A 21,626-nucleotide genomic window follows, 5' to 3' on the forward strand; every position below is an offset into this window, starting at 1 on the left:
GTTCGGCCACGGTACCGCGGACCGGGCCGAAATCACCGCGCTGCTCTCCGGCGCCGGTGTGCAAGGCCTGGTCGACGTACGCAGCGCTCCGGGGAGCCGGCACAATCCCGAGACCGCACGGGAGGAGATGCAGCGCTGGCTGCCGGAGGCCGGGATCGGCTACCGGTGGGAACCGCGACTCGGCGGCTGGCGGCGGGTCGCCGGCCAGAGTCCGGACATCGGGTTGCGCAACGAATCGTTTCGGTCCTACGCCGGCTACATGCGCTCCGCGGACTTCCAGTCCGGAATCGATGAGCTCGTGGCCCAAGCGGACGCTCAACAGGTCGCGGTGATGTGTGCCGAGACCGTTTGGTGGAGATGCCATCGCAAGTTGATCGCCGACTACCTCACACTGGTGCGCGGATTCGAGGTACAGCACCTGATGCACGACGGCAAGCTGCGCGACCACCGGCCGACTGCCGAAGCCCGAGTTGCCGACGATGTCCTGGTCTATGACGGCACGGCCGTCGGGCCCGAATAGCTGCGCTCAGCGGCGCGAAGGACGTTGCGCGCCCAGCACCAGCCACACGGCGGAGCAGAGACCTGCGGCGGTCAGAACCGCGGCTGCGGCGCTGGACGTCACGGCGCCGACGATCAGCAGGGCGACCAAGCCCGTGGCCAGCGCAACCAACTTGTAGGCCGGCCAGGGCACGCCGGCGATGGGCACTTGCTGCCCGAGGAGCTCGGCGGTGGTCATGACTTTAACGGTACGCGATAACCAATTGTTAGGCCAGCCGAAATCTGCAGGTCGGATTGTTATGTCGTGTCACGGGACTACGCTGGCTGCATGCCTCTGAGCGGAGAATATGCACCCAGCCCGTTGGATTGGTCACGCGAGAACGCCGAGAAGTACATGGAGTCCGGTGGCACCGAGGGCATCGAGATGAAGGGCAAGCCGGTCGTGCTGTTGACCACGGTCGGCGCCAAAACCGGCAAATTGCGCAAGATCCCGCTGATGCGGGTGGAACACGACGGTGAGTACGCGATCGTCGCGTCGCTGGGCGGGGCCCCGCAGAACCCGGTCTGGTACTACAACGTCGCCGCGAACCCGCGCGTCGAGCTGCAGGACGGACCCGTCAGCGGCGATTACGACGCCCGCGAGGTATTCGGCGAAGAGAAGGCGCAATGGTGGGAACGCGCCGTCGACGCCTTCCCGTACTACGCCGAGTATCAGGAGAAGACCGATCGACAGATTCCGGTGTTCGTGCTGACCCCGGTGGGCTGAACACCCTACTGGGTGACACCATATTGCGGTGTCCGCCGAACTGCGCCAGAACCGAAGTGGCTCCCATTCCGGCCCCTCGCAGGGCCCGTTGAAGGGGCCGTTGACCGCGGCCGACATTGACGCGGCGGCCAAGCGGATCGCCGGCGTGGTCGCCCCCACCCCGCTGCAGTACAGCGACCGGCTCTCGGAGCTGACCGGCGCGAGCGTCTACCTCAAGCGCGAAGACCTGCAGTCGGTGCGTTCCTACAAGCTGCGTGGTGCCTACAACCTGCTGGTCCAGCTCAGCGAATCCGAGCTGGCCGCCGGCGTGGTGTGTTCGTCGGCCGGTAATCACGCACAGGGCTTCGCCTACGCCTGCCGGTCGCTGGGTGTTCACGGCCGGGTCTATGTGCCGGCCAAGACCCCGAAGCAGAAGCGTGACCGCATCCGCTATCACGGCGGCGAGTTCATCGAGCTGATCGTCGGCGGCGCGACCTACGACCTGGCTGCGGAGGCGGCCCTGGCCGATGTCGCTCGCACCGGCGCGACGCTGGTGCCGCCCTACGACGACCTGCGGACCATGGCCGGCCAGGGCACCATCGCGGTGGAGATACTTGACCAGCTCGAGACCGAACCGGATCTGGTGGTGGTGCCGGTCGGCGGCGGCGGCTGCATCTCGGGTATCACGACCTACCTGGCCGAGCGGACCACCAAGAGCGCCGTTCTGGGCGTGGAGCCGGCCGGAGCCGCCTCGATGATGGCCGCGCTGGCCGCCGGGGAGCTGGTCAGCCTCGATCACGTCGACCAATTCGTCGACGGTGCGGCCGTGCGGCGCGCCGGGGCGTTGCCGTACGAAGTGCTGTCCGGGGCCGGCGACATGGTGTCGGTGACCACCGTCGATGAAGGTGCGGTCTGCACCGCGATGCTCGACCTGTACCAGAACGAGGGGATCATCGCCGAGCCGGCGGGCGCCCTGTCGGTCGCGGCCCTGCTGGAGGCCGAAGTCGCCCCGGGCTCGACGGTGGTGTGCCTGATCTCCGGGGGCAACAACGACGTCTCCCGGTACGGCGAGATCCTGGAGCGCTCGCTGGTGCATCTGGGCCTCAAGCACTACTTCCTGGTCGACTTTCCCCAGGAGCCCGGCGCTCTGCGGCGCTTCCTCGACGAGGTCCTCGGGCCCAGCGACGACGTCACCCTGTTCGAGTACGTCAAACGCAACAACCGCGAGACCGGTGAAGCCCTGGTCGGCGTGCAACTGGGGTCGGCTGCCGATCTCGACGGACTGCTGGACCGCATGCGTACCTCGGAGATCCACGTCGAGCCCCTGGAGCCCGGCTCTCCGGCATATCGCTACCTGCTCTGAAACGCGGGATCCGCCACAGCAGGTGAGCTCCGGGCGCCGAACGGGTAGCCGACGGTCATGCCGTCAACGGAAACACTGCGCATGGATGAAACCGACGTCCGACGAGTTCTCGATGTCGCTCTGCGATTCGGGCAGCTGCTCTTGGGCTCACAGGCGGGCACCGCCGACGTCGCCTCGAGCATGCTCGCCATCGCCACCGCCTACGGGCTGCCGCAGACCCAGGTCGACATCATGGGCAACTCGATCCGCGTCTCGGTGCCCCGCGGCGTTCCGGGCGCCCCGGTCACCGCGATGTATCTGGTGCCGTCGCGTTCACTGGATTACACCCGGCTGCAGCTGGCCACCGATCTCGCCCAGCGCGTCGTGAACACGACGCCCGATCCCGAGTGGGTGCAACAGCAGCTGGACGTCGTGAGTCGGGCCAATCATCCCTATCCCCGCTGGGTGGCCACCGTCGGCTGGGCGGTCATGGCAGGTGGCTTCGCGGTACTGATCGGCGCCGGGCCGCTGGTGGCCCTGATCTCGGCGGTCACCACCGCCTTGATCGACCGGATTGGCCGCGTACTCAACGGATGGCAGCTGCCACTGCTGTTCCAGCAGGTCGTCGCCGCCGCGGTGGCCACCGGGGTCGCGATCGGCGTGCACGCGGTCGGCTGGCTGCCCGCCGGGACCCCGGTATCACCGGTGGTGGCCGCCAACATCGTGGTGTTGTTGTCCGGGTTGGCTACCGTCGGCTCCGTGCAGGACGCCATCACCGGCTACCAACTGACGGCCGTCTCTCGGGGAATGGACATCCTGCTCATGTCGGTCGGCATCCTGGTCGGCGTCTCGATCGCGGTGCGGATCGGCGGGGCGTTCGGTGTGCAAGTTCGGGTCAGTCCCGAAATGCCGGTCGCGGTGCTCAGCGTTCCGGTGTACCTGTTGGCGGGCGCCACCGGCGCCGCGGCCGCCGCGATCGCGGGCTATGCGCAGCTCAAGGCGGCCCTGGCGGCTGGTCTTGCCGGGGCAACCGCCACGCTGCTGTTCTTCGGACTGCAACTGGTGCAAGCCAATCCGATCGTGAGCTCGTTCGTGGCCGCCGCCGCGACCGGCCTGGTGGGCACCCTCCTCGCGCCGCGGCTGCGGGTCACGCCGCTGGTGATCATCATGGCGGGCATCATCCCGCTGGTCCCCGGACTGACTCTGTTCCGGGGCTTCGTGCAACTGGTCAACGGGCAACCGAATGCCGGAGGTTCACTCGGGCTGGCGGCCGGGCTTGCCCTGGCACTCGGTGCGGGCGCGGTGTTGGGGCCGCTGTTGGCGCCCTCGGTGCGGCGCGAACTGAGTCGCTATCACTCGCGCGGTCGCCCACAGGCGACGCGTCGCATCCGCAGCCCGTACCGCATCCCGCAGCTGGCCGGCATCCGCTACTTCGGGCGCCGGGCGGCCTAGCTCAGCTGCTCTTGCGCAGGATGGTCAGCGAGCGTCCCGTCACCGTCACGGCCTGGCCGGCGTCGACCACCAGGTCGGTGCTGCCGGCCGGATGGGCGGTGTCGATCACCGCGGACCAGACCTGCGCGTAGTCGGTATTGGGCGTGACGAAGTCCACTGGTGCCTCACCGGCGTTGAAGCACAGCAGAAATGAGTCGTCGATGATCCGCTGCCCGCGCTCATCCGGTTCGGGCAGTGCCTCACCGTTGAGGAAAACCATGACACATCTGCCGAATTCGCTGTCCCAGTCCTGCTGCGTCATCTCGTCTCCGGCCGGTGTGAGCCAGGCGATGTCACGCACCTCGTCGCCGCCGCGGATCGGCCGGCCCTCGAAGAAACGGCGCCGGCGGAACACCGGATGCGCGGTGCGCAGCGTGGTCAGTGCCTGGGTGAAGGCGAGCCGGTCAGCGTTGCTCTCAACCAGCGTCCAGTCCATCCAGGACAGCTCGGAGTCCTGACAGTAGGCGTTGTTGTTGCCCTGCTGGGAGCGGCCCATCTCATCGCCGTTCAAGATCATCGGGGTGCCCTGGCTGATCAGCAGGGTGGCCATGATGTTGCGGACCTGGTGGGCCCGCAACGCCAGGATCTCGAGGTCGTCGGTCGGGCCCTCGACACCGCAGTTCCACGACCGGTTGTGGCTCTCGCCGTCGCGGTTGTCCTCGCCGTTGGCTTCGTTGTGTTTCTCGTTGTAGGACACCAGGTCCGCCAGCGTGAAACCATCGTGGCAGGTGACGAAGTTGATGCTCGCGCTGGGACGCCGCCCGGTCGCCTCGTAGAGGTCCGAGGAGCCGGTCAGCCGGGAGGCGAACTCGCCGAGCGTCTCCGGCTCACCACGCCAGTAGTCGCGCACCGTGTCGCGGTACTTGCCATTCCATTCCGTCCACAGCCCGGGGAAGTTGCCCACCTGATAGCCGCCTTCGCCGACGTCCCAGGGCTCGGCAATCAGCTTCACCTGGCTGACCACCGGATCCTGTTGCACCAGATCGAAGAACGCGGACAGCCGGTCGACATCGTGCAGTTCCCGGGCCAGCGTGGAGGCCAGGTCGAAACGGAAGCCGTCCACGTGCATCTCGGTCACCCAGTAGCGCAACGAGTCCATGATCAGCTGCAGGGTGTGCGGATGCCGGGCATTGAGACTGTTGCCGGTGCCGGTGTAGTCGGTGTAGTGCCGCGGATCGTCTTCGTCGAGCCGGTAGTAGGCGGCGTTGTCCATGCCGCGGAAGTTGAGGGTGGGGCCCAGGTGGTTGCCTTCGGCGGTGTGGTTGTAGACCACGTCGAGGATCACCTCGATGCCGGCCTGGTGGAACGCCCGCACCATCGCCTTGAACTCGGCCACCGCCCCGCCGGCCTGGCGATTTGCCGCGTAGTCGTTGTGCGGCGCGAAGAACCCGAAGGTGTTGTACCCCCAGTAGTTCCGCAGCCCCAGCTCCAGCAGTCGCTGGTCGTGCAGGAACTGGTGGACCGGCATCAACTCGATGGCCGTGACGTTCAGCGACTTGAGGTGCTCGATGATCACCGGATGCGCCAGCCCGGCGTAGGTGCCGCGTAGCTCGGCCGGAATGCCCGGATGGGTCGCGGTCATGCCTTTGACGTGCGCCTCGTAGATGATCGTCCGGTGATACGGGGTGCGCGGTGAGCGGTCGGCCGCCCAGTCGAAGTAGGGGTTGATCACCACGCTGGTCATGGTGTGGCCCAACGAGTCGAGTGCCGGGGGATCGGCACCGTTGTCGGGGTCCGCCAGGTCGTAGGAGAACAGCTGCGGACCGAAGTCGAAGGCGCCGTGAAAGGCCTTCCCGTACGGGTCCAGCAACAGCTTGCTGGGGTCGCAGCGCTGGCCTGCGGCGGGGTTGAACGGTCCGTGCACCCGAAAGCCGTAGTGCTGGCCGGGGCCGATACCGGGCAGGTAGGCGTGCCAGACGTAGCCGTCCACCTCATCGAGGCCGATCCGGGTCTCGGTGTGGTTGCCCTCGTCGATCAGGCAGAGTTCGACGCGCTCGGCGACCTCGGAGAACACCGCGAAGTTGGTGCCGGCTCCGTCGTACACCGCGCCCAGCGGATAGCTGTTTCCGGGCCAGACCGCGGGCGCGGACGGCTCCGGTGTGGGCTCGGACCCCGACTCAGCCGACGACACTGCTCGACTTTATCCGCTTTCTCGGCATCCGCCGTCGAGCATGGCCGGGTTCACCACCAGCCGGTGGCCGCACCCATCTGCCGACCGAGCTCGCCGGTCATGGTGCGCATGTAGGTCGCCGACAGGTGATGAGAGTCGTGGTAGACCAGCACGTTCCCTTCGACCGCGCGGCAGATCTCTTTGTCGCAGACGGCGTCGGAGAGGTCCAACGGCTTGAGCAGCGGGAACTTGCCGACGAAGTCCAGGGTGGGATTGCGCTCGACGAGGACTTCGGAACGCTTGATGCCGCAGGATTCCGCGTCACCGCCGGAGGCCAGGCAGTCCGCCGGCTGGAACGGGTCGCCGTCGCGCACCAGCCACGGGGTGTCGCGGACTCCCAGGATGGGAATGTGGTTGTCCGACAGCTGCTTCCAGATCCCGATATAGGTTCCGGGCATCACGTCGCCCGGTTTGATGTTCCACGGCCGGGTGGCGGTGGTGAACACGAAGTCCGGGTGGTCGGCGATCAACTTGTCCATCGTCTTGCCCACCCACTGGTAGCACTGCGGGTAGGGGGCGTTGTTGCCCATGATCAGCGGGACCTTCTCGGTGGACAGCGGACAGCCCATCTTGAGGTAGGTGACCACCTTGAAGTGGTGCCGCTGGCCGAGGATGTCCAACGCGGGCAGCCAGTGTTCGGCGTGCGATCCGCCGGCCAGTGCGACGGTCCGGGTCGCCTCCTGGTCGCCGTAGGTGCAGTTGATCAGGTCCGGATTGGTGAAGGTGCTGATACAACCGTCCCGGGTGGAGCGCGGCAGGTCCTTCTTGGCCTCCAGGATGGTGGGCCGCATCCGAAGTTTGGGCACCCGCTTGTGCTTCAGCAGCGCGCGGGCGCCGGGGTAGTCATCCTTGCTGAGCTTGACCAGCTCGGTGCCGCTGGCACGCTGCACGGTGACATGTTCGCGCCAGGAGAATGACGTCGCCGTCAGTGCCACCCCCAGCAGCACCACCGTCGAGCCCAGCACCGACGTCGGGCGCCGCCACCAGCCGGCCGCGGGCTTGCGCCACCGCGGGCGCACCACCGGCGCAGCGGCCTGGCCGGCCGGCTTGCGGTAGCGCAGCGGATCCTCGACGAACCGCGTGGTCAGATAGGCCAACACGCCCGACACCAACAGGATCACGGCCCCGTCCAGCAGGCTTGCGTGCCGATGCCCGCTGTAGGACAGCCAGAAGATCAGCAGCGGCCAGTGCCACAGGTACAACGAGTAGGCCATCGAGCCGAGCGTCACCAGCGGCGCCGCCGCCAGCCACCGATTGGGCCACGGCAGTTTGGCGCTGGTACTCGAGCGGGCTTGGCGGTTGGCCCCGGCCAGGATGAACGCCACCGTGGCGCCGACCGGGACCAGCGCCCACGGGCCGGGGAACTCCCGCACTCCCTCGATCAGTGCCCCGCAACTCAGGATCGCCGCCAGCGCCACCGTGGCAACGGCGGTTCGCAGCCACATCGGCCAGCGGATGTAGGGGACCAGAGCGCCGACGAGGGCGCCGATCAGCAACTCCCAGGCGCGGGCGAAGCTGTTGTAGTAGGCCAGCGACTGATTGGCCTGGTGCGCGACGATCGCATACCAGAACGAGGCCACCGTCAGCGCCGTGAGCAGCACGACGAACGCGGCCCGCAGGTGCTTGCCGAGCACCTTGCGGAACAGGAATGCGAAGCCGAACACCAGCAGCAGGAAGCTCAAGTAGAACTGGCCCTGTACCGACATCGACCAGATGTGCTGCAGCGGGCTGACTGCCTCACCGGCCTGCAGGTAATCGGCGGCACTGCGCGCCAATTCCCAGTTCTGGTAGTAGCCGAGGCTGGCCAGGCTCTGGTCGGCGAACGTCTCCCACCGGGTCTGCGGCTGAATCCAGATGGTCAGCAACGCGCAGGCGGCCAGCACGACCACCAGCGCGGGGAGCAGACGGCGGACCAGACGGACCAGGTCGGGGATCGGCGAGAGCGACGAGGTCGGGTTCAGCGCGACTCGCAGCAGTTTGCCGCCGAAGAAGAAACCCGAGAGCGCCAGGAAGACGTCCACGCCGCCGGACACCCGCCCGAACCACACGTGGAACACCGCCACCAATGCGATGGCGACCCCGCGTAGGCCATCAAGGTCGTGGCGGTAGAAGCCCTCCTTGCGGGTACCCAACACGGTGGCCGACCCGGAGGTCGGAACCGACCCGGATGCGGGTTCCGCAACAGGTGTTACCGCCGGTCGAGGCGGGGACAGGGCAATCATGATCGCCCGACAATCTACCTAACCTGCCTGGAGAAACCGCATTCTGCGCGTTGTGACGTCGACCGAGTCGGTCAGGAGCTGAGCACCCGGGTCAGGTAGGGGACCATGTTGGAGGTGCGCGCCGGTGAGACCGAGACCGCGGGGCTGGTGCCCTCGATCATCTGGTTGTTGCCCAGGTACAGCGCGACGCTCTGGGTTCCGCCGGGGCCGTAGCACAGCAGGTCGCCGGGACGGGCCTGGGCGGGCGGGACCTTCTGGCCGACGCTGCACTGCTCACCGGAGGTGCGCGGCATCCTGATGCCGGCACCGGCGAACGCGTACTGGATCAGACCGGATGCGTCGAAACCGACGGTGGTGGTGTCGGGGATGCCCTCGGTGGGAGCCAGCGCCGTGCCCGGCAGGCCCGGGGTGACGCTTCCCGGCAGCAGGGGATTGCCGGGGGTGCTCGGGAGGCTGGCGCGGCCGGTGATGTCGGTCAACGAGCTGCGGGTGGTGGCGGCCCGGGCACGCGCGCTGTTGGTGGGCCCGTTGACGTCACCGCCGCCGTAGACGAAGGGCACGCCGCGCTGTGACAGCGCACGCTGAATCACGCGCTCGACGAGCTGGTTCTGACCGGTCTGCGACAGCGGGTCGGCGTAGGCGGGCGCGGCACTCAGCGCCGGGGCCAGGGCCGCCGTCAATGCGATCGCAGTAGCGCAGACGCGTTTCATTGGGACAACCCCCTTCTCAGCCGATATTCACGGCAGTATCACTCGTCACTTCTGTCACAGAGACTACCGGCGCTTACGCCCCGTCAGCCGTCGCGGAAGAGAAATTGCGCAACCTGTGACCCAACGGTTATGCCGGCGGCCACTACTGTCGTCAGGCATGCCCGCGTTGAGTCCCGACCAGATCAGCGCCATCGACGCCGCACACCTGTGGCACCCCTACAGCACGATCGGCGGGCATTCGCTTGCGCCGACGGTTGCGTTGGGCGCCCGGGGTGCGTACCTGACCCTGGCCCGCGACGATGCGCCGGTCGATGTGCTGGACGCGATGAGCTCGTGGTGGGCTGCGATTCACGGGCACGGCCACCCCGATTTGGACGCCGCGCTCACGGCGCAGGTGGGCACCATGAGCCACGTCATGTTCGGCGGGCTCACCCACGAACCCGCCGCACGACTGGCGCAGCTGCTGGTGGAGATCACCCCGGCAGGCCTGGACACGGTGTTCTTCTCCGACTCGGGTTCGGTGTCGGTGGAGGTCGCGGTCAAGATGGCGCTGCAGTACTGGCGCGCTCGCGGCCGCGGCGCCAAACATCGGCTGATGACGTGGCGCGGTGGCTATCACGGCGACACCTTCACCCCGATGAGCATCTGCGACCCCGACGGGGGCATGCACTCGCTGTGGCGTGACGTCTTGGCGGCCCAGCTGTTCGCCCCGCAGGTGCCCCGCGACTACGACCCGGCCTACAGTGCCGCATTCGAGGCGCAGCTTCGGCAACACCGCGATGAGGTGGCGGCCGTGGTCGTGGAGCCGGTGGTACAGGGCGCCGGGGGTATGCGCTTTCACGATCCCCGTTACCTGGCGGACCTGCGCGAGTCCTGCACCCGCCATGGCGTGCTGCTGATCTTCGACGAGATCGCCACCGGCTTCGGCCGCACCGGTGAGCTCTTCGCCGCCGACCACGTGGGCGTGAGCCCCGACATCATGTGCGTCGGCAAGGCCCTGACCGGCGGCTACCTCAGCCTGGCCGCCACCCTGTGCAGCTCCGAGATCGCCCACACGATCAGCGGCGGCGAGGCCGGTGCACTGATGCACGGGCCGACGTTCATGGCGAACCCGCTGGCCTGCGCGGTCTCGGTTGCCAGCATCGAGCTGTTGCTGAGCCAGGACTGGCGCGCGATGGTCGCTGCGATCGGCGCCGGGTTGACCACGGCACTGGAACCCGCGCGTGAGCTGCCCGGAGTCGCCGATGTCCGGGTCTGCGGCGCCATCGGCGTGATCGAATGCCGCGGGCCGGTCGACATGGCCGTTGCCACGCAAGCCGCGCTGGACCACGGGGTGTGGCTGCGCCCGTTCCGCAACCTGGTCTATGCGATGCCGCCGTATGTCTGCACGCCCGAGGAGATCGACCGGATCGGCGGTGCGATGGTGGGCGTCGTGCATGCCTTAGCCTGAACAGTGTTCAAGTCGACTCGAGACCGCACAGGGAGCGCCGCGTGACCCGCACCGATGTGTCGCCACTGGCCTGGTTGGCCGAGGTGGAGCAGCGGCGCCGTCAGGCCGGCCTGCGCCGTTCCCTGCGGGTGCGGCCCGTCGTGGCCACCGAACTGGACCTGGCGTCCAACGACTACCTCGGCCTGGCCACCCACCCGGCTGTCGTCGCCGGCGGTGTCGAGGCGCTGCAGACCTGGGGCGGCGGCGCCGGGGGATCGCGCCTGGTGACCGGCAACACCGAACTGCATCAGCAGTTCGAACAGAAACTGGCCGACTTCGTCGGTGCGCCAGCGGGTTTGGTGTTCTCCTCCGGCTACACCGCCAACCTCGGCGCGGTGGTGAGCCTGTCCGGGCCCGGTGCACTGCTGGTGTCCGACACCTACTGTCACGCATCGCTGGTGGACGCCTGCCGGCTGTCGCGGGCGCGGGTCGTCGTCACCGAGCACCGCGACGTGGACGCGGTGGCCGCCGCACTGGCCGGCCGAACCGAGGAACGCGCGGTGGTTCTCACCGAGTCGGTGTTCAGTACCGATGGGGCGCTGGCGCCGCTGCGGCAGCTGCACGAGGTGTGCCGCCGCTACGGCGCATTGCTGATCGTCGATGAGGCACACGCGCTGGGCGTGCGCGGCGACGGGGGCCGCGGGCTGGTGCACGAGGTCGGGCTGGCCGGGGCGCCCGATGTGGTGATCACCACGACGTTGTCCAAGGCCCTGGGCAGTCAGGGCGGCGCGGTGCTGGGGCCGGTCGAGGTTCGCGACCATCTCATCGACGCCGCCCGCACATTCATCTTCGACACCGGTCTGGCGCCGGCGGCACTCGGCGCCGCATCGGCCGCCCTGGATGTGCTGGTCGCCGAGCCGTCCCGCGCCGCCGACGTCTTGCGGCACGCCGGCGTGCTGGCGCAGATCTGCGGGCTGGCCCACCAGCCAGAATCCGCGGTGGTCTCGGTCATTCTCGGGGACGCCGAGGTGGCGGTGGCCGCGGCGAGCGACTGCCTGGATGCCGGGGTGCGGGTGGGCTGTTTCCGGCCGCCCACCGTGCCGGCGGGCACGTCGCGGCTGCGGTTGACCGCGCGGGCGTCGCTGACCGCCGACGATCTGGAGCTGGCGCGACGGGTGCTGCGTGACGTGCTTCGCGAGCACCCCGCCCGCTCGTCATGACCGTCCTGGTCATCACCGGCACCGGCACCGGGGTCGGCAAAACAATCGCCACGGCGGCACTGGCCGGCGCCGCCCGGCAGGCCGGCCTGGACGTGGCGGTGTGCAAACCGGTCCAGACCGGCATCGCCGACGGCGACGACGACTTGGCCGAGGTCGGGCGGCTGTCGGGTGTGACCGAACTGTTCGCCGCCGCCCGCTATCCGGCGCCGCTGGCCCCGTTGGCCGCGGCCGCGCAGGCGGGAATGGCGTTGCCGACCCGGGCGGAGCTGTTGGCGATGATCCGGGCCGCTGACCGGCCGGGACGCCTGACCCTGGTCGAAGGTGCCGGTGGCCTGCTGGTTGAGCTCGCTGCCGACGGCGTCACCCTGCGCGATCTGGCTGTCGACCTCGGCGCCGCTGTGCTGGTGGTGGTCGACGCCGGCCTAGGCACCCTCAACCACACCGCGCTGACCCTGGAATCGCTTGCCGGACAAGGGCTGTCGTGCGCCGGATTGGTGATCGGCAGTTGGCCGGCTCAGCCCGACCCGGCTGCCACCAGCAATCGCGGGGCGCTGGCTCGGCAGGCGCCGGTACGCGCCGTGCTACCGGCAGGGTCGGCCAGGCTGGGCGCTGCGGAGTTTGCCGCTATGAGCGCCGCCGCGTTCGACACCGACTGGGTGCGCACCCTGGCGGGGTAGCGATGGTGCACTCGATCGAGCTGGTCTTCGACGCCGACACCGAGTCCGCGGTCCGGCGGATCTGGACCGACCTGGCCGCCGCCGGGGTGCCCAGCCAGGCCCCAGCCGCCCGTCCCCACGTCACCTTGGTGGTCGCCCAGCGCATCGATCCGCAGGTCGACGCCGCGCTGTCCACGGTTGCCAACCGGCTGCCGATCGACTGCACCCTCGGAGCGACGCTGATCTTCGGCCGCTCGCACGGAGTGCTGGCACGGCTGGTGGTGCCGACTTCAGCACTGCTGGAACTGCACGAACAGGTGTATCGGTTGTGTGCACCCCACCTGATACCCGGGCCGATGCCCAACGTGGCGCCCGGCCAGTGGACGGCGCACACCACGCTGGCCCGCCGGGTGGGTCCGGCCCAGCTGGGCCGGACCCAGCGAATCGCCGGCCGGTCCGATATCAGCGGGCGATTTATCGGCTTGCGACGCTGGGATGGCAATGCACGCACCGAGTACCTGATCAGCTGATGGCTAACCCGGCCCGCATGGTCAGCCCGTCGATCAGCAGTCCCAGGCCGAACGCGAACGCGCTGCTCGGGTCGGCGTCGGTCGTGATCTCAGCGGCCCCGGCGGCGTCCCACTGCAGGCGGGACTGTTCGTCGGCGGTGAACCCCAAGACGTAGTAGACGACCGTGCGGGCGACCTGCTCGGCCTGATCGGGATGCACGCCTGCCGCCGTCGCGGACTCTGCCAGCAGCGCCAGAATTCCGGTGGCCGCCTGGGACTGGCCTGCCGCCATGCTGGCCGACACCAGTTCGGCGCCGTCGGTGTGGGACAGCAGCGCATCGCGCAGGCGTTCGCCCACGCATCGGATCCGCCACTGCCAACTGCCCGGACCGGGGTCGGCGCAGGCGGGAGACAACACGCGGTCGGCGACCGCACCCAATAGTTGCTGCTTGTTGGCGAAATGCCAGTACAGCGCGCTGGGGCTGACGTTGAGCTCGCGCGCGAGCCGGCGCATCGACAGGTCGGCGATGCCGTAGTCGTCCAGGATGGTGGTGGCCGCGGCGACCACGTCAGGTTTGTGCAGCTGCACCCCGCTAGCCTAACCTGAACACCGTTCAAGTCTTGAGGGGAGCACGCGTGACCCGCGGCGGCGACGATGCAGAGCGAAGCGATGAGGAGGAGCGGCGCGCATGACCGACGACATCCTGGCATTGGCCCGGGAGCAGGTACTGGAGCGCGGCGAAGCGTTGCGTCAGGATCAGGTTCTCGAGGTGCTGCAGCTGCCCGACGAGCGCCTCGATGAGCTGCTGGCGTTGGCCCACGAAGTGCGGATGCGGTGGTGCGGCCCGGAGATCGAGGTCGAGGGCATCATCAGCCTGAAAACCGGTGGCTGCCCTGAGGATTGCCACTTCTGCTCGCAGTCGGGGCTGTTCTCCTCGCCCGTGCGCAGCGCATGGCTGGACATTCCCAGCCTGGTCGAGGCGGCCAAGCAGACCGCCAAGACCGGCGCCACCGAGTTCTGCATCGTCGCGGCGGTACGCGGGCCCGACGAGCGACTGCTCGCCCAGGTCGCCGCGGGTATCGAAGCCATCCGCAACGAGGTCGACATCCAGATCGCCTGTTCACTGGGCATGCTGACCCAGAGGCACGTGGACAAGCTGGCCGCGATGGGCGTGCACCGCTACAACCACAATTTGGAGACCGCCCGATCGCACTTTCCCAACGTCGTCACCACCCACACCTGGGAGGAGCGCTGGGAGACCCTGCGCATGGTGGCCAAGGCCGGCATGGAGGTCTGCTCCGGCGGCATCCTCGGCATGGGCGAGACGCTGGAGCAGCGCGCGGAGTTCGCCGCCGATCTGGCCGAGTTGAACCCCGACGAAGTCCCGCTGAACTTCCTCAACCCGCGCCCGGGCACCCCGTTCGGTGATCTGGAGGTGCTGCCGGCCGCCGACGCGCTGCGGGCCGTCGCCGCGTTCCGCCTCGCCCTGCCGCGCACCATGCTGCGCTTCGCCGGCGGCCGGGAGATCACCCTGGGCGACCTGGGCGCCAAGCAGGGCATCCTGGGCGGCATCAACGCCATCATCGTCGGCAACTACCTCACCACCCTGGGCCGGCCGGCCGAGACCGACCTGGAACTGCTCGACGACCTGCAGATGCCGATCAAGGCACTCAACGCCACCCTGTGATGGTCCGCGACCTGCCCGTTCCGGTGGGAGCCGGCGTCTACAACGTCTACACCGGCGTGCAGATCGATGATCCGGCCGGCGCAACGCTGCCCACCGCCGCCCAGTTGGGCCTGGAGCCGCCGCGATTCTGCGCCTCCTGCGGGCGCCGGATGAAGGTCCAAGTCCGCCCGGACGGCTGGTGGGCCACCTGTTCGCGGCACGGCCTGGTGGATTCGACCGACCTGGACACGCAGCGGTGACGACCTCCGCCGCCCCGCGGATCACCCGGGGACGTGCGTACGTGATCGTCGCCGCCGGACTGACCGCCGTCGGCCTGCCGATCGGCGCCCTGTGGGCGTGGGTCGCCCCGCCCATCAACGGCGTGGTGGCACTCGCCCGCAGCGGGGAGCGGGTGCAGGCCTATCTGGGCAATGAGGCCGAGCACTTCTTCATCGCGCCGTTCCTGCTGCTCGGCCTGTTGGGCGTGGTGGCGGTAGTAGCGGCCACCCTGGCCTGGCAGTGGCGGGCGCATCGGGGTCCGGGCATGATCGCGGGCCTGTCGGTGGGTCTGAGTGCCGGGGCCGCGCTGGCGGTATTGACCGGCACCGTCCTGGTACACCGCCGATACGGCACCATCGACGTCGATGCCGCACCGGTGAGCCCCGAACACCGCGTGCACTACGTCGCCGAGGGGCCGCCGGTGTTCTTCGGGCACACCCCGCTGCAGATCGCGGCCTCACTGCTGTTGCCGGCGGCCACCGCGGCGCTGGTGTACGGCCTGTGCGCCACGTGGAGCACCCGTGACGATCTCGGCGGCTATCCGCCAGAACCCGGGCAGCGACCGCAGCCGGCGGTCACAGCGGAAGGCGTCGCACCGCCCCGCCGGTGATGACCCGGCTCGCGACCACGCCCAGGCGCACTAATCCGAGGTAGGTCTTGGGGTTCAGCAGCGCCGGCCATCCGCTGCTCACCGGGGCCTGCGGCAGCGGCCGGTTGGCGAACCGGTCCCGCAACCAGTCCAGCACCATGGGTGCCGACAGCGGATGCAGCGTCACGTGCTCGCTGAGCCGATCGCGGTGATAGGTGATCCGCACGCCGCCGGCGGCATAGGTCTCGGCGAGCGTGTCGATGTCGTCCACGGAGATCACCTGGTCGTGGATGGCCTGCAACATCAGCACCGGGACGGCCGGGGTCGCGCCACCCAGTCGGGTGTCGTCGAACACGTGCTGCACGACGGGGTGCTCGATCAGCTGCTCCAGCGGCCGGTCGATGAAGGTGTCCAGGGCGCGGTGGTGCAGGCGCAGCACCGCGGTCGCGGTGGTGACCGATTCCAGCGAGTGCAGCAGCGCACGGCCTTCGACGGTGGCGTGCTCCTCAACGACCTTGTCGAGGTCGGGATACACCCGGGCCAGCGCGGAGATCATGATGGCCGGCAGACCGGACCAGAACGAGCCGTTGAGCCGCTGCAGGGTGTTACCCAGGTCGCCCACCGGTGAGCCCAGTGCGGCGCCGACGATGTTGAGGTCGGGGGCGTAGTCGCCGCAGACTTGGGCCGCCCACGCCGTGGACAGGCCGCCGCCGGAATAGCCCCACAAGCCCACCGGGGCGTCGGGGGACAGGCCCAACTGCTCGGTGCCCAGCGCGGCGCGCAGCCCGTCGAGCACGTAGTAGCCGGGTTCGTACGGTGCCCCCCAATGGCCGAAGCGGCCCTCATGGTCGGGGATCGACACCGCCCAGCCCTGGGACAGGATGGCCGCGATCAGCACGAACTCCAGCTGGGTGAAAGACCCATGCGCGCGGGCACGGCGGCGCAGCGCGAAGGACGGGAAGCACCGGCCGTCCACCGCGTCGATCGCGCACTGGTACGACACGATCGGACACGGCCGGGTCCGATCCCGGTCGGCGGGCACCACCACGGTTGTCACCGCCACCTGCGGGACGTTGTTGCGGTCGACGCTGCGGTAGAGCAGCTGGGTGGCCTGCAGCTGCTGCGGGATCAGACCTAAAAAGGCCAGCTCAACGTCGCGGGAGCGCAGCACGGTGCCCGGCACGGCGTGCTGGAAGCCCGCCGGTGGCTCATAGAACGGATCCTCGGCCACCGGCAGCGGGCGTTCGCCGGATTGCAGGGGCTGGTGCGGGGCCTGCCCGATCCACTCGACAGAAGTTTCGCGGGCCAGACTGTCGACGTCCATCTCGGCATTGTTGCTTAAGAAGGCGTTAAGATTCCAGTCGACTCACCCGGGCGGGCGCAACGCAGCGAATTCGTCGGTGACGCGAAGTTCGGACTCGGTGAACCGATATCGGGCCGCCGGACGGCCCCCGCTACGCCCGGAACGGGCGGTGGTACCGGTCGGGGTGATCACCCCACGGCGCACCAGCACGCGCTGCAGATTGGTCGCATCGACCTGGTAACCCAACACGACACTGTAGATGTCCCGCAGTGTCGACAGGATGAATTCCGTTGGCGCCAAACCGAATCCAATATTCGTATAGGACATCTTGGCGACCAGGCGGCTGTGCGCGTGCGCCACCATGGGGCCATGGTCGAAAGCCATCGGCGGCAAGTCGTCGACGGGATGCCAATGCGTGTCGCCCGGAAGTTCCGGGTCGGCGGGGGAGGGCACCAAGCCCAGAAACGTCGAGGCGATGGTGCGCACGCCGGGCACCCGGCCCGGGTCGGAGAACACAGCCAGCTGCTCAAGGTGGGCGATCTCACGCAAATCGACCTTCTCGGCCAGCTGGCGGCGGGCTGATGCCGTGACATCCTCGTCATTGCGCAGCAAGCCCCCGGGCAGCGACCAGCGCCCCGACTGCGGTTCGCGCGCGCGTTCCCACAGCAGCACGTTCAGTCGGGGTCGGCGCTGGTCAAGCTCGCCAACCTGGAAGACCACAGTGAGCACTTCGTGCTCGGTGCTAGTATGGACCACGTTTTCGATTATAAGTCGAAAACCTGTTTTGAGAAGGAGTCACTCATGACCACCCTCACCGACAGCGGTGTACAGGCAGGCAGCCTGGCCGACCGCATCGTGAACTCGCCGGCCGGCTACAGCGGTATCGAACCCGACGAGGAGTGGGTGGCCGAGGTTCTTCGGCTCAAGAAGGAACGCAACGCGACGATCCTCGCCCACAACTACCAACTGCCGGCTATCCAGGACATCGCCGACCACGTCGGGGACTCGCTGGCGCTGGCGCGGATCGCCGCCACCGCGAACGAGGACACCATCGTGTTCTGCGGCGTGCACTTCATGGCCGAGACCGCCAAGATCCTCTCCCCGGACAAGACGGTGCTGCTACCCGACACCCGGGCGGGCTGTTCGCTGGCCGACTCGATCACGGCCGAGGAACTGCGGGCCTGGCGCGACGAATACCCGGACGCGGTCGTGGTGTCCTATGTGAACACCACGGCGGCGGTCAAGGCGCTGACCGACTACTGCTGCACCTCATCGAATGCCGTCGACGTGGTCAATGCCATCGACCCGGACCGTGAGGTGCTGTTTCTGCCCGATCAGTTCCTGGGCCAGCACGTCAAACGGGTCACCGGCCGCGACAACATCCACATCTGGGCCGGCGAATGCCACGTGCACGCCGCCATCAACGGCGACGAGCTCGCCGAGAAGGCCCGGGCCAACCCCGACGCCGAACTGTTCGTGCATCCCGAATGCGGCTGCGCGACGTCGTCGCTGTATCTGGTCGGCGAGGGCCATTTCCCCGAGGAGCAGGTCAAGATCCTGTCGACCGGCGGGATGCTCGAGGAGGCCGCCCGCACCGGAGCCCGCAAGGTGCTGGTCGCCACCGAGATCGGCATGATCCACCAGCTGCGCAAGGCGGCGCCGCAGGTCGACTTCGAGGCGGTCAACCGCAAGGCGGCCTGCAAGTACATGAAGATGATCACCCCGGCGGCCCTGCTGCGCAGCCTGACCGAGGGCGCCGACGAGATCCACGTCGACCCCGAAACGGCGCGCCTGGCAGCCCGCAGCGTGCAGCGGATGATCTCGATCGGACACTCCGTCCCGGTCAGCAAGTGACCCCTGGTCCCAGCTGGCAGCAGCGAGCCGATGTCGTCGTCATCGGCACGGGCGTCGGCGGGCTGGCGGCAGCGCGGGCCGCGCACCGCGCCGGGCGCGCGGTCGTGGTACTGAGCAAATCCGCCGCGGGCTCGGCGGCAACGGCGACGCACTACGCCCAGGGCGGGATCGCAGTCGTGCTGCCGGGCAATGACGACTCGGTCGCGGACCATGTCGCCGACACCCTGGCCGCCGGCGGCGGATTGTGCGACCGCGACGCGGTGACCTCGATCGTGGCTGACGGCTATCGCGCGGTCTCCGACCTTGCCGCCGCGGGGGCGTCGTTCGACCAGGACGCACAAGGGGACTGGGCGCTCACCCGCGAAGGCGGGCACTCCCGGCGCCGCATCATTCATGCCGGCGGCGACGCCACCGGGGCAGAGGTGCAGCGTGCCCTGGACCACGCCGCGGCCGCTTTGGACGTTCGCGTCGGTCAGGTGGTGCTGCAGATCCTGCGTGACGCCGATCGCGTCACCGGGGTGCTGGTGGCCAATGCCGACGGGATCGGGGTGATCCACGCCCCGTCGGTGGTGCTGGCGACCGGCGGTCTGGGTCATCTGTACCGGGCGACCACCAATCCCGGTGGAGCGACGGGCGACGGGGTGGCCCTGGCGCTGTGGGCCGGAGTCGCGGTCAGCGATCTGGAATTCATCCAGTTCCATCCGACGATGCTGTTCTCGGGCGCCGGCAACGGCAGTGCCACCGGTGGGCGCCGGCCGCTGATCACCGAGGCGGTGCGCGGCGAAGGCGCCAAGCTGATCGACGCCCGCGGCGCCTCGATCACCGCAGGGGTGCACCCGATGGGGGATTTGGCTCCGCGCGACGTGGTGGCGGGCGCTATCGACGCGCGCCTGCGCGAAACCGGCGACGCCTGCGCCTATCTCGATGCTCGCGGGATCGATGGCTTCGAAGAGCGCTTCCCGACCGTGACCGCGGCCTGCCGCAACGCCGGCATCGACCCTGTGCGCCAACCGATTCCGGTGGTCCCGGGCGCGCACTACAGCTGTGGTGGAGTGATCACCGACGTCACCGGCCGCACCGAGTTGCCCGGTCTGTTCGCCGCGGGCGAGGTGGCGCGAACCGGGATGCACGGTGCCAATAGATTGGCTTCCAACAGCCTGCTGGAGGGCCTGGTGGTCGGTGACCGCGCGGGCACTGCGGCTGCGGCACACTGCGCCGCGGTGGGTCAGTCCGACGCCGCGGTACCCGAGCCTGTCCGCCGCGCGGTACTGGACCGCCAGACCCTGCAGGAGGCCATGTCGCGCGACGCCTCGGTGGTCCGCGACGCGCACGGGCTTAGCGGACTGCAGGAGCTGCTGGCCGGCGCCAGTGCACGCCCGGTCGCCGACCGGGCCGGCGTCGAGGACGCTGCGCTGACCCTGGCTGCCCGGGTGGTCGCAGCGGCGGCGTCGGCCCGTGCCGAGAGCCGAGGCTGCCATCACCGGGCGGACCACCCGGCCGCCGACCCCGGTCAGGCCCGCAGTTCCACCATCCGGCTGCGCGACGGGGTTGTCGCGCTCGACACACCCGCGGGAGTCGCATCGTGAAGCTGTCCGAGACCGAACTCGACGAGGCCCGCCAGGTCATCGCCCGCGCGCTCGACGAGGATCTGCGCTACGGGCCCGATGTCACCACCGCTGCGACGGTTCCCGCCGGCGTGATGGCCGAAGCGGCCATGGTCACTCGGGCGCCCGGGGTGATCGCCGGGGTCGATCTGGCTCTTCTGGTGCTCGACGAGGTCCTCGGGGCCGACGGCTACCGGGTGTTGGACCGCGTCACCGACGGTGCACGACTTGCGGCCGGCGCACCGGTGCTGACCCTGAAGGCCGACACCCGTGGCCTTCTGACCGCCGAACGCACCATGCTCAACCTGGTCTGCCACCTATCCGGGATCGCCACCGCCACCGCGGCCTGGGTCGACGCCGTCGACGGCACGTCGGCGCGCATCCGCGACACCCGCAAGACGCTGCCCGGCCTGCGGGTGCTGCAGAAGTACGCGGTACGGGTCGGCGGCGGGGTGAATCACCGGATGGGTCTGGGCGATGCCGCGCTGATCAAGGACAACCATGTGGCCGCGGCGGGTTCGGTGGCTGCGGCGCTGCGGGCGGTCCGAGCCGCTGCGCCCGACGTGCCCTGCGAGGTCGAGGTGGATTCACTCGAGCAGTTCGACGAGGTGCTCGCCGAGGGGCCCGAGCTGGTGTTGCTGGACAACTTCGAGGTCTGGCAGACCCAGATGGCGGCGCAGCGGCGCGACTCCCGGGCACCCGGCGTGCTGCTGGAGTCATCGGGTGGGCTCACCCTGGACTGCGCGGGCGCCTACGCCGCCACCGGTGTCGACTACCTGGCCGTGGGGGGCCTCACCCATTCGGTGCAGGTGCTCGACATCGGCTTAGACATGTAAGACATGTAGCCGCTGAAGGCCTCAGCTGATATCAGTGACGAGCACCGCCACCTTGCGGTTCTGCACCCGCAGCAGGAATGGCAGCGAGGTATCGCCCGAGCCGGCCGGCAGGATCCTCGGATTGACCAGATGCAGTTCACTGCGGGACAGCCGGACGTCGGCCTCTCCGGCGGCCAGCACGTTCTTGACCCAGTCGGTCTTGCCGTGGCCGAGCGCGATCGCCAGCAGGCCGTCTTTGCGGTAGGTGGTCACCACCGTCTCATAGGGCTTGCCGGACTTGCGCCCCCGATGGGTGATCACCGACGTGCCCGGAATGAACTTGGACAGCGGCTTGACCACCGGGTTCACATACTTGATCTGCAGCCGATCCACCCATGCCGGGAACACCGCCGGCAGCGTGGACGGGTCAGCGGCACCCTTGTCGGAAGCCATGGCAACTCCGTTCCTCGTGGGACGTGACGCGCATGTCGGCGATCGGTGTTCGCCGACGTCACACTGCGCA

General features: G+C 68.9%; 22 protein-coding genes. 14 read left to right on the forward strand and 8 right to left on the reverse strand.

The window, feature by feature from the left end:
* Window positions 1–40: 40 nt before the first annotated feature.
* The gene (locus ACJH5R_RS05940) at window positions 41–520 is read left to right on the forward strand and encodes a DUF488 family protein (RefSeq protein ID WP_406757248.1); all 480 of its coding nucleotides are present in this window, start codon (window positions 41–43) and stop codon (window positions 518–520) included.
* A 6-nt stretch (window positions 521–526) separates the two neighbouring features.
* Here ACJH5R_RS05940 and ACJH5R_RS05945 read toward each other — a convergent pair whose 3' ends face one another.
* Window positions 527–736 (reverse strand): hypothetical protein, encoded by a 210-nt coding sequence (locus ACJH5R_RS05945; protein ID WP_406756966.1) that lies wholly within the window; start codon window positions 734–736, stop codon window positions 527–529.
* A gap of 90 nt (window positions 737–826) precedes the next feature.
* Here ACJH5R_RS05945 and ACJH5R_RS05950 point away from each other — a divergent pair, with 90 nt between their 5' ends.
* The 3 genes from ACJH5R_RS05950 (at window position 827) to ACJH5R_RS05960 (ending at window position 4,037) form a co-directional block, all read left to right on the forward strand.
* Window positions 827–1,264, forward strand: coding sequence for a nitroreductase family deazaflavin-dependent oxidoreductase (locus ACJH5R_RS05950; protein WP_406756967.1), 438 nt, complete (start codon window positions 827–829; stop codon window positions 1,262–1,264).
* A gap of 28 nt (window positions 1,265–1,292) precedes the next feature.
* On the forward strand, window positions 1,293–2,606 hold the full coding sequence (ilvA, locus tag ACJH5R_RS05955; RefSeq protein ID WP_406781490.1) for a threonine ammonia-lyase IlvA: 1,314 nt from the start codon (window positions 1,293–1,295) through the stop codon (window positions 2,604–2,606).
* A gap of 81 nt (window positions 2,607–2,687) precedes the next feature.
* Window positions 2,688–4,037: a threonine/serine exporter ThrE family protein gene (locus ACJH5R_RS05960; protein WP_406756969.1), complete on the forward strand. Its 1,350-nt coding sequence runs from the start codon at window positions 2,688–2,690 to the stop codon at window positions 4,035–4,037.
* Between the two features lies 1 nt (window position 4,038).
* Here the strand turns inward: ACJH5R_RS05960 and glgX are convergent, their stop codons facing one another.
* The 3 genes from glgX to ripD all read right to left on the reverse strand — a co-directional run bounded on the left by glgX (window position 4,039) and on the right by ripD (window position 9,178).
* Window positions 4,039–6,207: a glycogen debranching protein GlgX gene (glgX, locus tag ACJH5R_RS05965; RefSeq protein WP_406756970.1), complete on the reverse strand. Its 2,169-nt coding sequence runs from the start codon at window positions 6,205–6,207 to the stop codon at window positions 4,039–4,041.
* A gap of 50 nt (window positions 6,208–6,257) precedes the next feature.
* Entirely contained in the window at window positions 6,258–8,468 is a 2,211-nt protein-coding gene (locus tag ACJH5R_RS05970) for an acyltransferase family protein (RefSeq protein WP_406756971.1), read from the reverse strand.
* A 71-nt stretch (window positions 8,469–8,539) separates the two neighbouring features.
* Window positions 8,540–9,178: an NlpC/P60 family peptidoglycan-binding protein RipD gene (gene ripD / locus ACJH5R_RS05975; protein WP_406756972.1), complete on the reverse strand. Its 639-nt coding sequence runs from the start codon at window positions 9,176–9,178 to the stop codon at window positions 8,540–8,542.
* Between the two features lie 157 nt (window positions 9,179–9,335).
* On the opposite strand from ripD, the gene ACJH5R_RS05980 reads away from it, so the two are divergent.
* From ACJH5R_RS05980 to ACJH5R_RS05995, 4 genes are read left to right on the forward strand one after another with little or no spacing between them, the layout of a single operon-like run.
* Entirely contained in the window at window positions 9,336–10,628 is a 1,293-nt protein-coding gene (locus ACJH5R_RS05980) for an adenosylmethionine--8-amino-7-oxononanoate transaminase (protein ID WP_406781491.1), read from the forward strand.
* Between the two features lie 41 nt (window positions 10,629–10,669).
* Window positions 10,670–11,827 carry an 8-amino-7-oxononanoate synthase gene (locus tag ACJH5R_RS05985; protein WP_406756974.1) on the forward strand — a complete coding sequence of 386 codons (1,158 nt, stop codon included), beginning with the start codon at window positions 10,670–10,672 and terminating at the stop codon, window positions 11,825–11,827.
* A complete protein-coding gene (gene bioD / locus ACJH5R_RS05990; RefSeq protein WP_406756975.1) occupies window positions 11,824–12,504 on the forward strand; it encodes a dethiobiotin synthase in 681 nt (226 codons plus the stop codon). Before ACJH5R_RS05985 ends, bioD begins: the two co-directional genes overlap by 4 nt.
* A 2-nt stretch (window positions 12,505–12,506) precedes the next feature.
* A complete protein-coding gene (locus tag ACJH5R_RS05995) occupies window positions 12,507–13,013 on the forward strand; it encodes a 2'-5' RNA ligase family protein (protein WP_406756976.1) in 507 nt (168 codons plus the stop codon).
* Here the strand turns inward: ACJH5R_RS05995 and ACJH5R_RS06000 are convergent.
* Window positions 13,006–13,581: a TetR/AcrR family transcriptional regulator C-terminal domain-containing protein gene (locus ACJH5R_RS06000; protein WP_406756977.1), complete on the reverse strand. Its 576-nt coding sequence runs from the start codon at window positions 13,579–13,581 to the stop codon at window positions 13,006–13,008. The two genes, ACJH5R_RS05995 and ACJH5R_RS06000, sit on opposite strands and share 8 nt — an antisense overlap.
* Before the next feature lie 100 nt (window positions 13,582–13,681).
* Between ACJH5R_RS06000 and bioB the strand changes: the two genes are divergently transcribed.
* From bioB to ACJH5R_RS06015, 3 genes are read left to right on the forward strand one after another with little or no spacing between them, the layout of a single operon-like run.
* Complete coding sequence (gene bioB, locus ACJH5R_RS06005) at window positions 13,682–14,680, forward strand: biotin synthase BioB (protein WP_406756978.1); 999 nt, start codon at window positions 13,682–13,684, stop codon at window positions 14,678–14,680.
* Window positions 14,680–14,919 (forward strand): hypothetical protein, encoded by a 240-nt coding sequence (locus ACJH5R_RS06010; protein ID WP_406781492.1) that lies wholly within the window; start codon window positions 14,680–14,682, stop codon window positions 14,917–14,919. The genes bioB and ACJH5R_RS06010 overlap by 1 nt, the downstream gene beginning before the upstream one ends.
* Window positions 14,916–15,548 (forward strand): DUF2567 domain-containing protein, encoded by a 633-nt coding sequence (locus ACJH5R_RS06015; protein WP_406756979.1) that lies wholly within the window; start codon window positions 14,916–14,918, stop codon window positions 15,546–15,548. Before ACJH5R_RS06010 ends, ACJH5R_RS06015 begins: the two co-directional genes overlap by 4 nt.
* On the opposite strand, the gene ACJH5R_RS06020 is transcribed toward ACJH5R_RS06015, so the two are convergent.
* Window positions 15,514–16,851 carry a lipase family protein gene (locus ACJH5R_RS06020; RefSeq protein ID WP_406781493.1) on the reverse strand — a complete coding sequence of 446 codons (1,338 nt, stop codon included), beginning with the start codon at window positions 16,849–16,851 and terminating at the stop codon, window positions 15,514–15,516. The two genes, ACJH5R_RS06015 and ACJH5R_RS06020, sit on opposite strands and share 35 nt — an antisense overlap.
* Window positions 16,852–16,893: 42 nt before the next feature.
* Window positions 16,894–17,586, reverse strand: coding sequence for an NUDIX domain-containing protein (locus ACJH5R_RS06025; RefSeq protein WP_406756981.1), 693 nt, complete (start codon window positions 17,584–17,586; stop codon window positions 16,894–16,896).
* Window positions 17,587–17,631: 45 nt separating this feature from the next.
* Between ACJH5R_RS06025 and nadA the strand changes: the two genes are divergently transcribed.
* From nadA to nadC, 3 genes are read left to right on the forward strand one after another with little or no spacing between them, the layout of a single operon-like run.
* The gene (gene nadA, locus ACJH5R_RS06030; protein WP_406756982.1) at window positions 17,632–18,684 is read left to right on the forward strand and encodes a quinolinate synthase NadA; all 1,053 of its coding nucleotides are present in this window, start codon (window positions 17,632–17,634) and stop codon (window positions 18,682–18,684) included.
* Window positions 18,681–20,270 carry an L-aspartate oxidase gene (locus ACJH5R_RS06035; protein ID WP_406781494.1) on the forward strand — a complete coding sequence of 530 codons (1,590 nt, stop codon included), beginning with the start codon at window positions 18,681–18,683 and terminating at the stop codon, window positions 20,268–20,270. Before nadA ends, ACJH5R_RS06035 begins: the two co-directional genes overlap by 4 nt.
* A complete protein-coding gene (nadC, locus tag ACJH5R_RS06040) occupies window positions 20,267–21,124 on the forward strand; it encodes a carboxylating nicotinate-nucleotide diphosphorylase (protein ID WP_406756984.1) in 858 nt (285 codons plus the stop codon). The genes ACJH5R_RS06035 and nadC overlap by 4 nt, the downstream gene beginning before the upstream one ends.
* A gap of 21 nt (window positions 21,125–21,145) precedes the next feature.
* Here nadC and ACJH5R_RS06045 read toward each other — a convergent pair whose 3' ends face one another.
* Complete coding sequence (locus tag ACJH5R_RS06045; RefSeq protein WP_406756985.1) at window positions 21,146–21,556, reverse strand: nitroreductase family deazaflavin-dependent oxidoreductase; 411 nt, start codon at window positions 21,554–21,556, stop codon at window positions 21,146–21,148.
* Window positions 21,557–21,626 lie beyond the last annotated feature (70 nt).

Origin of the sequence: Mycobacterium sp. SMC-19 (assembly GCF_045310815.1) — a bacterium.
Classification (GTDB): Bacteria; Actinomycetota; Actinomycetes; order Mycobacteriales; family Mycobacteriaceae; genus Mycobacterium.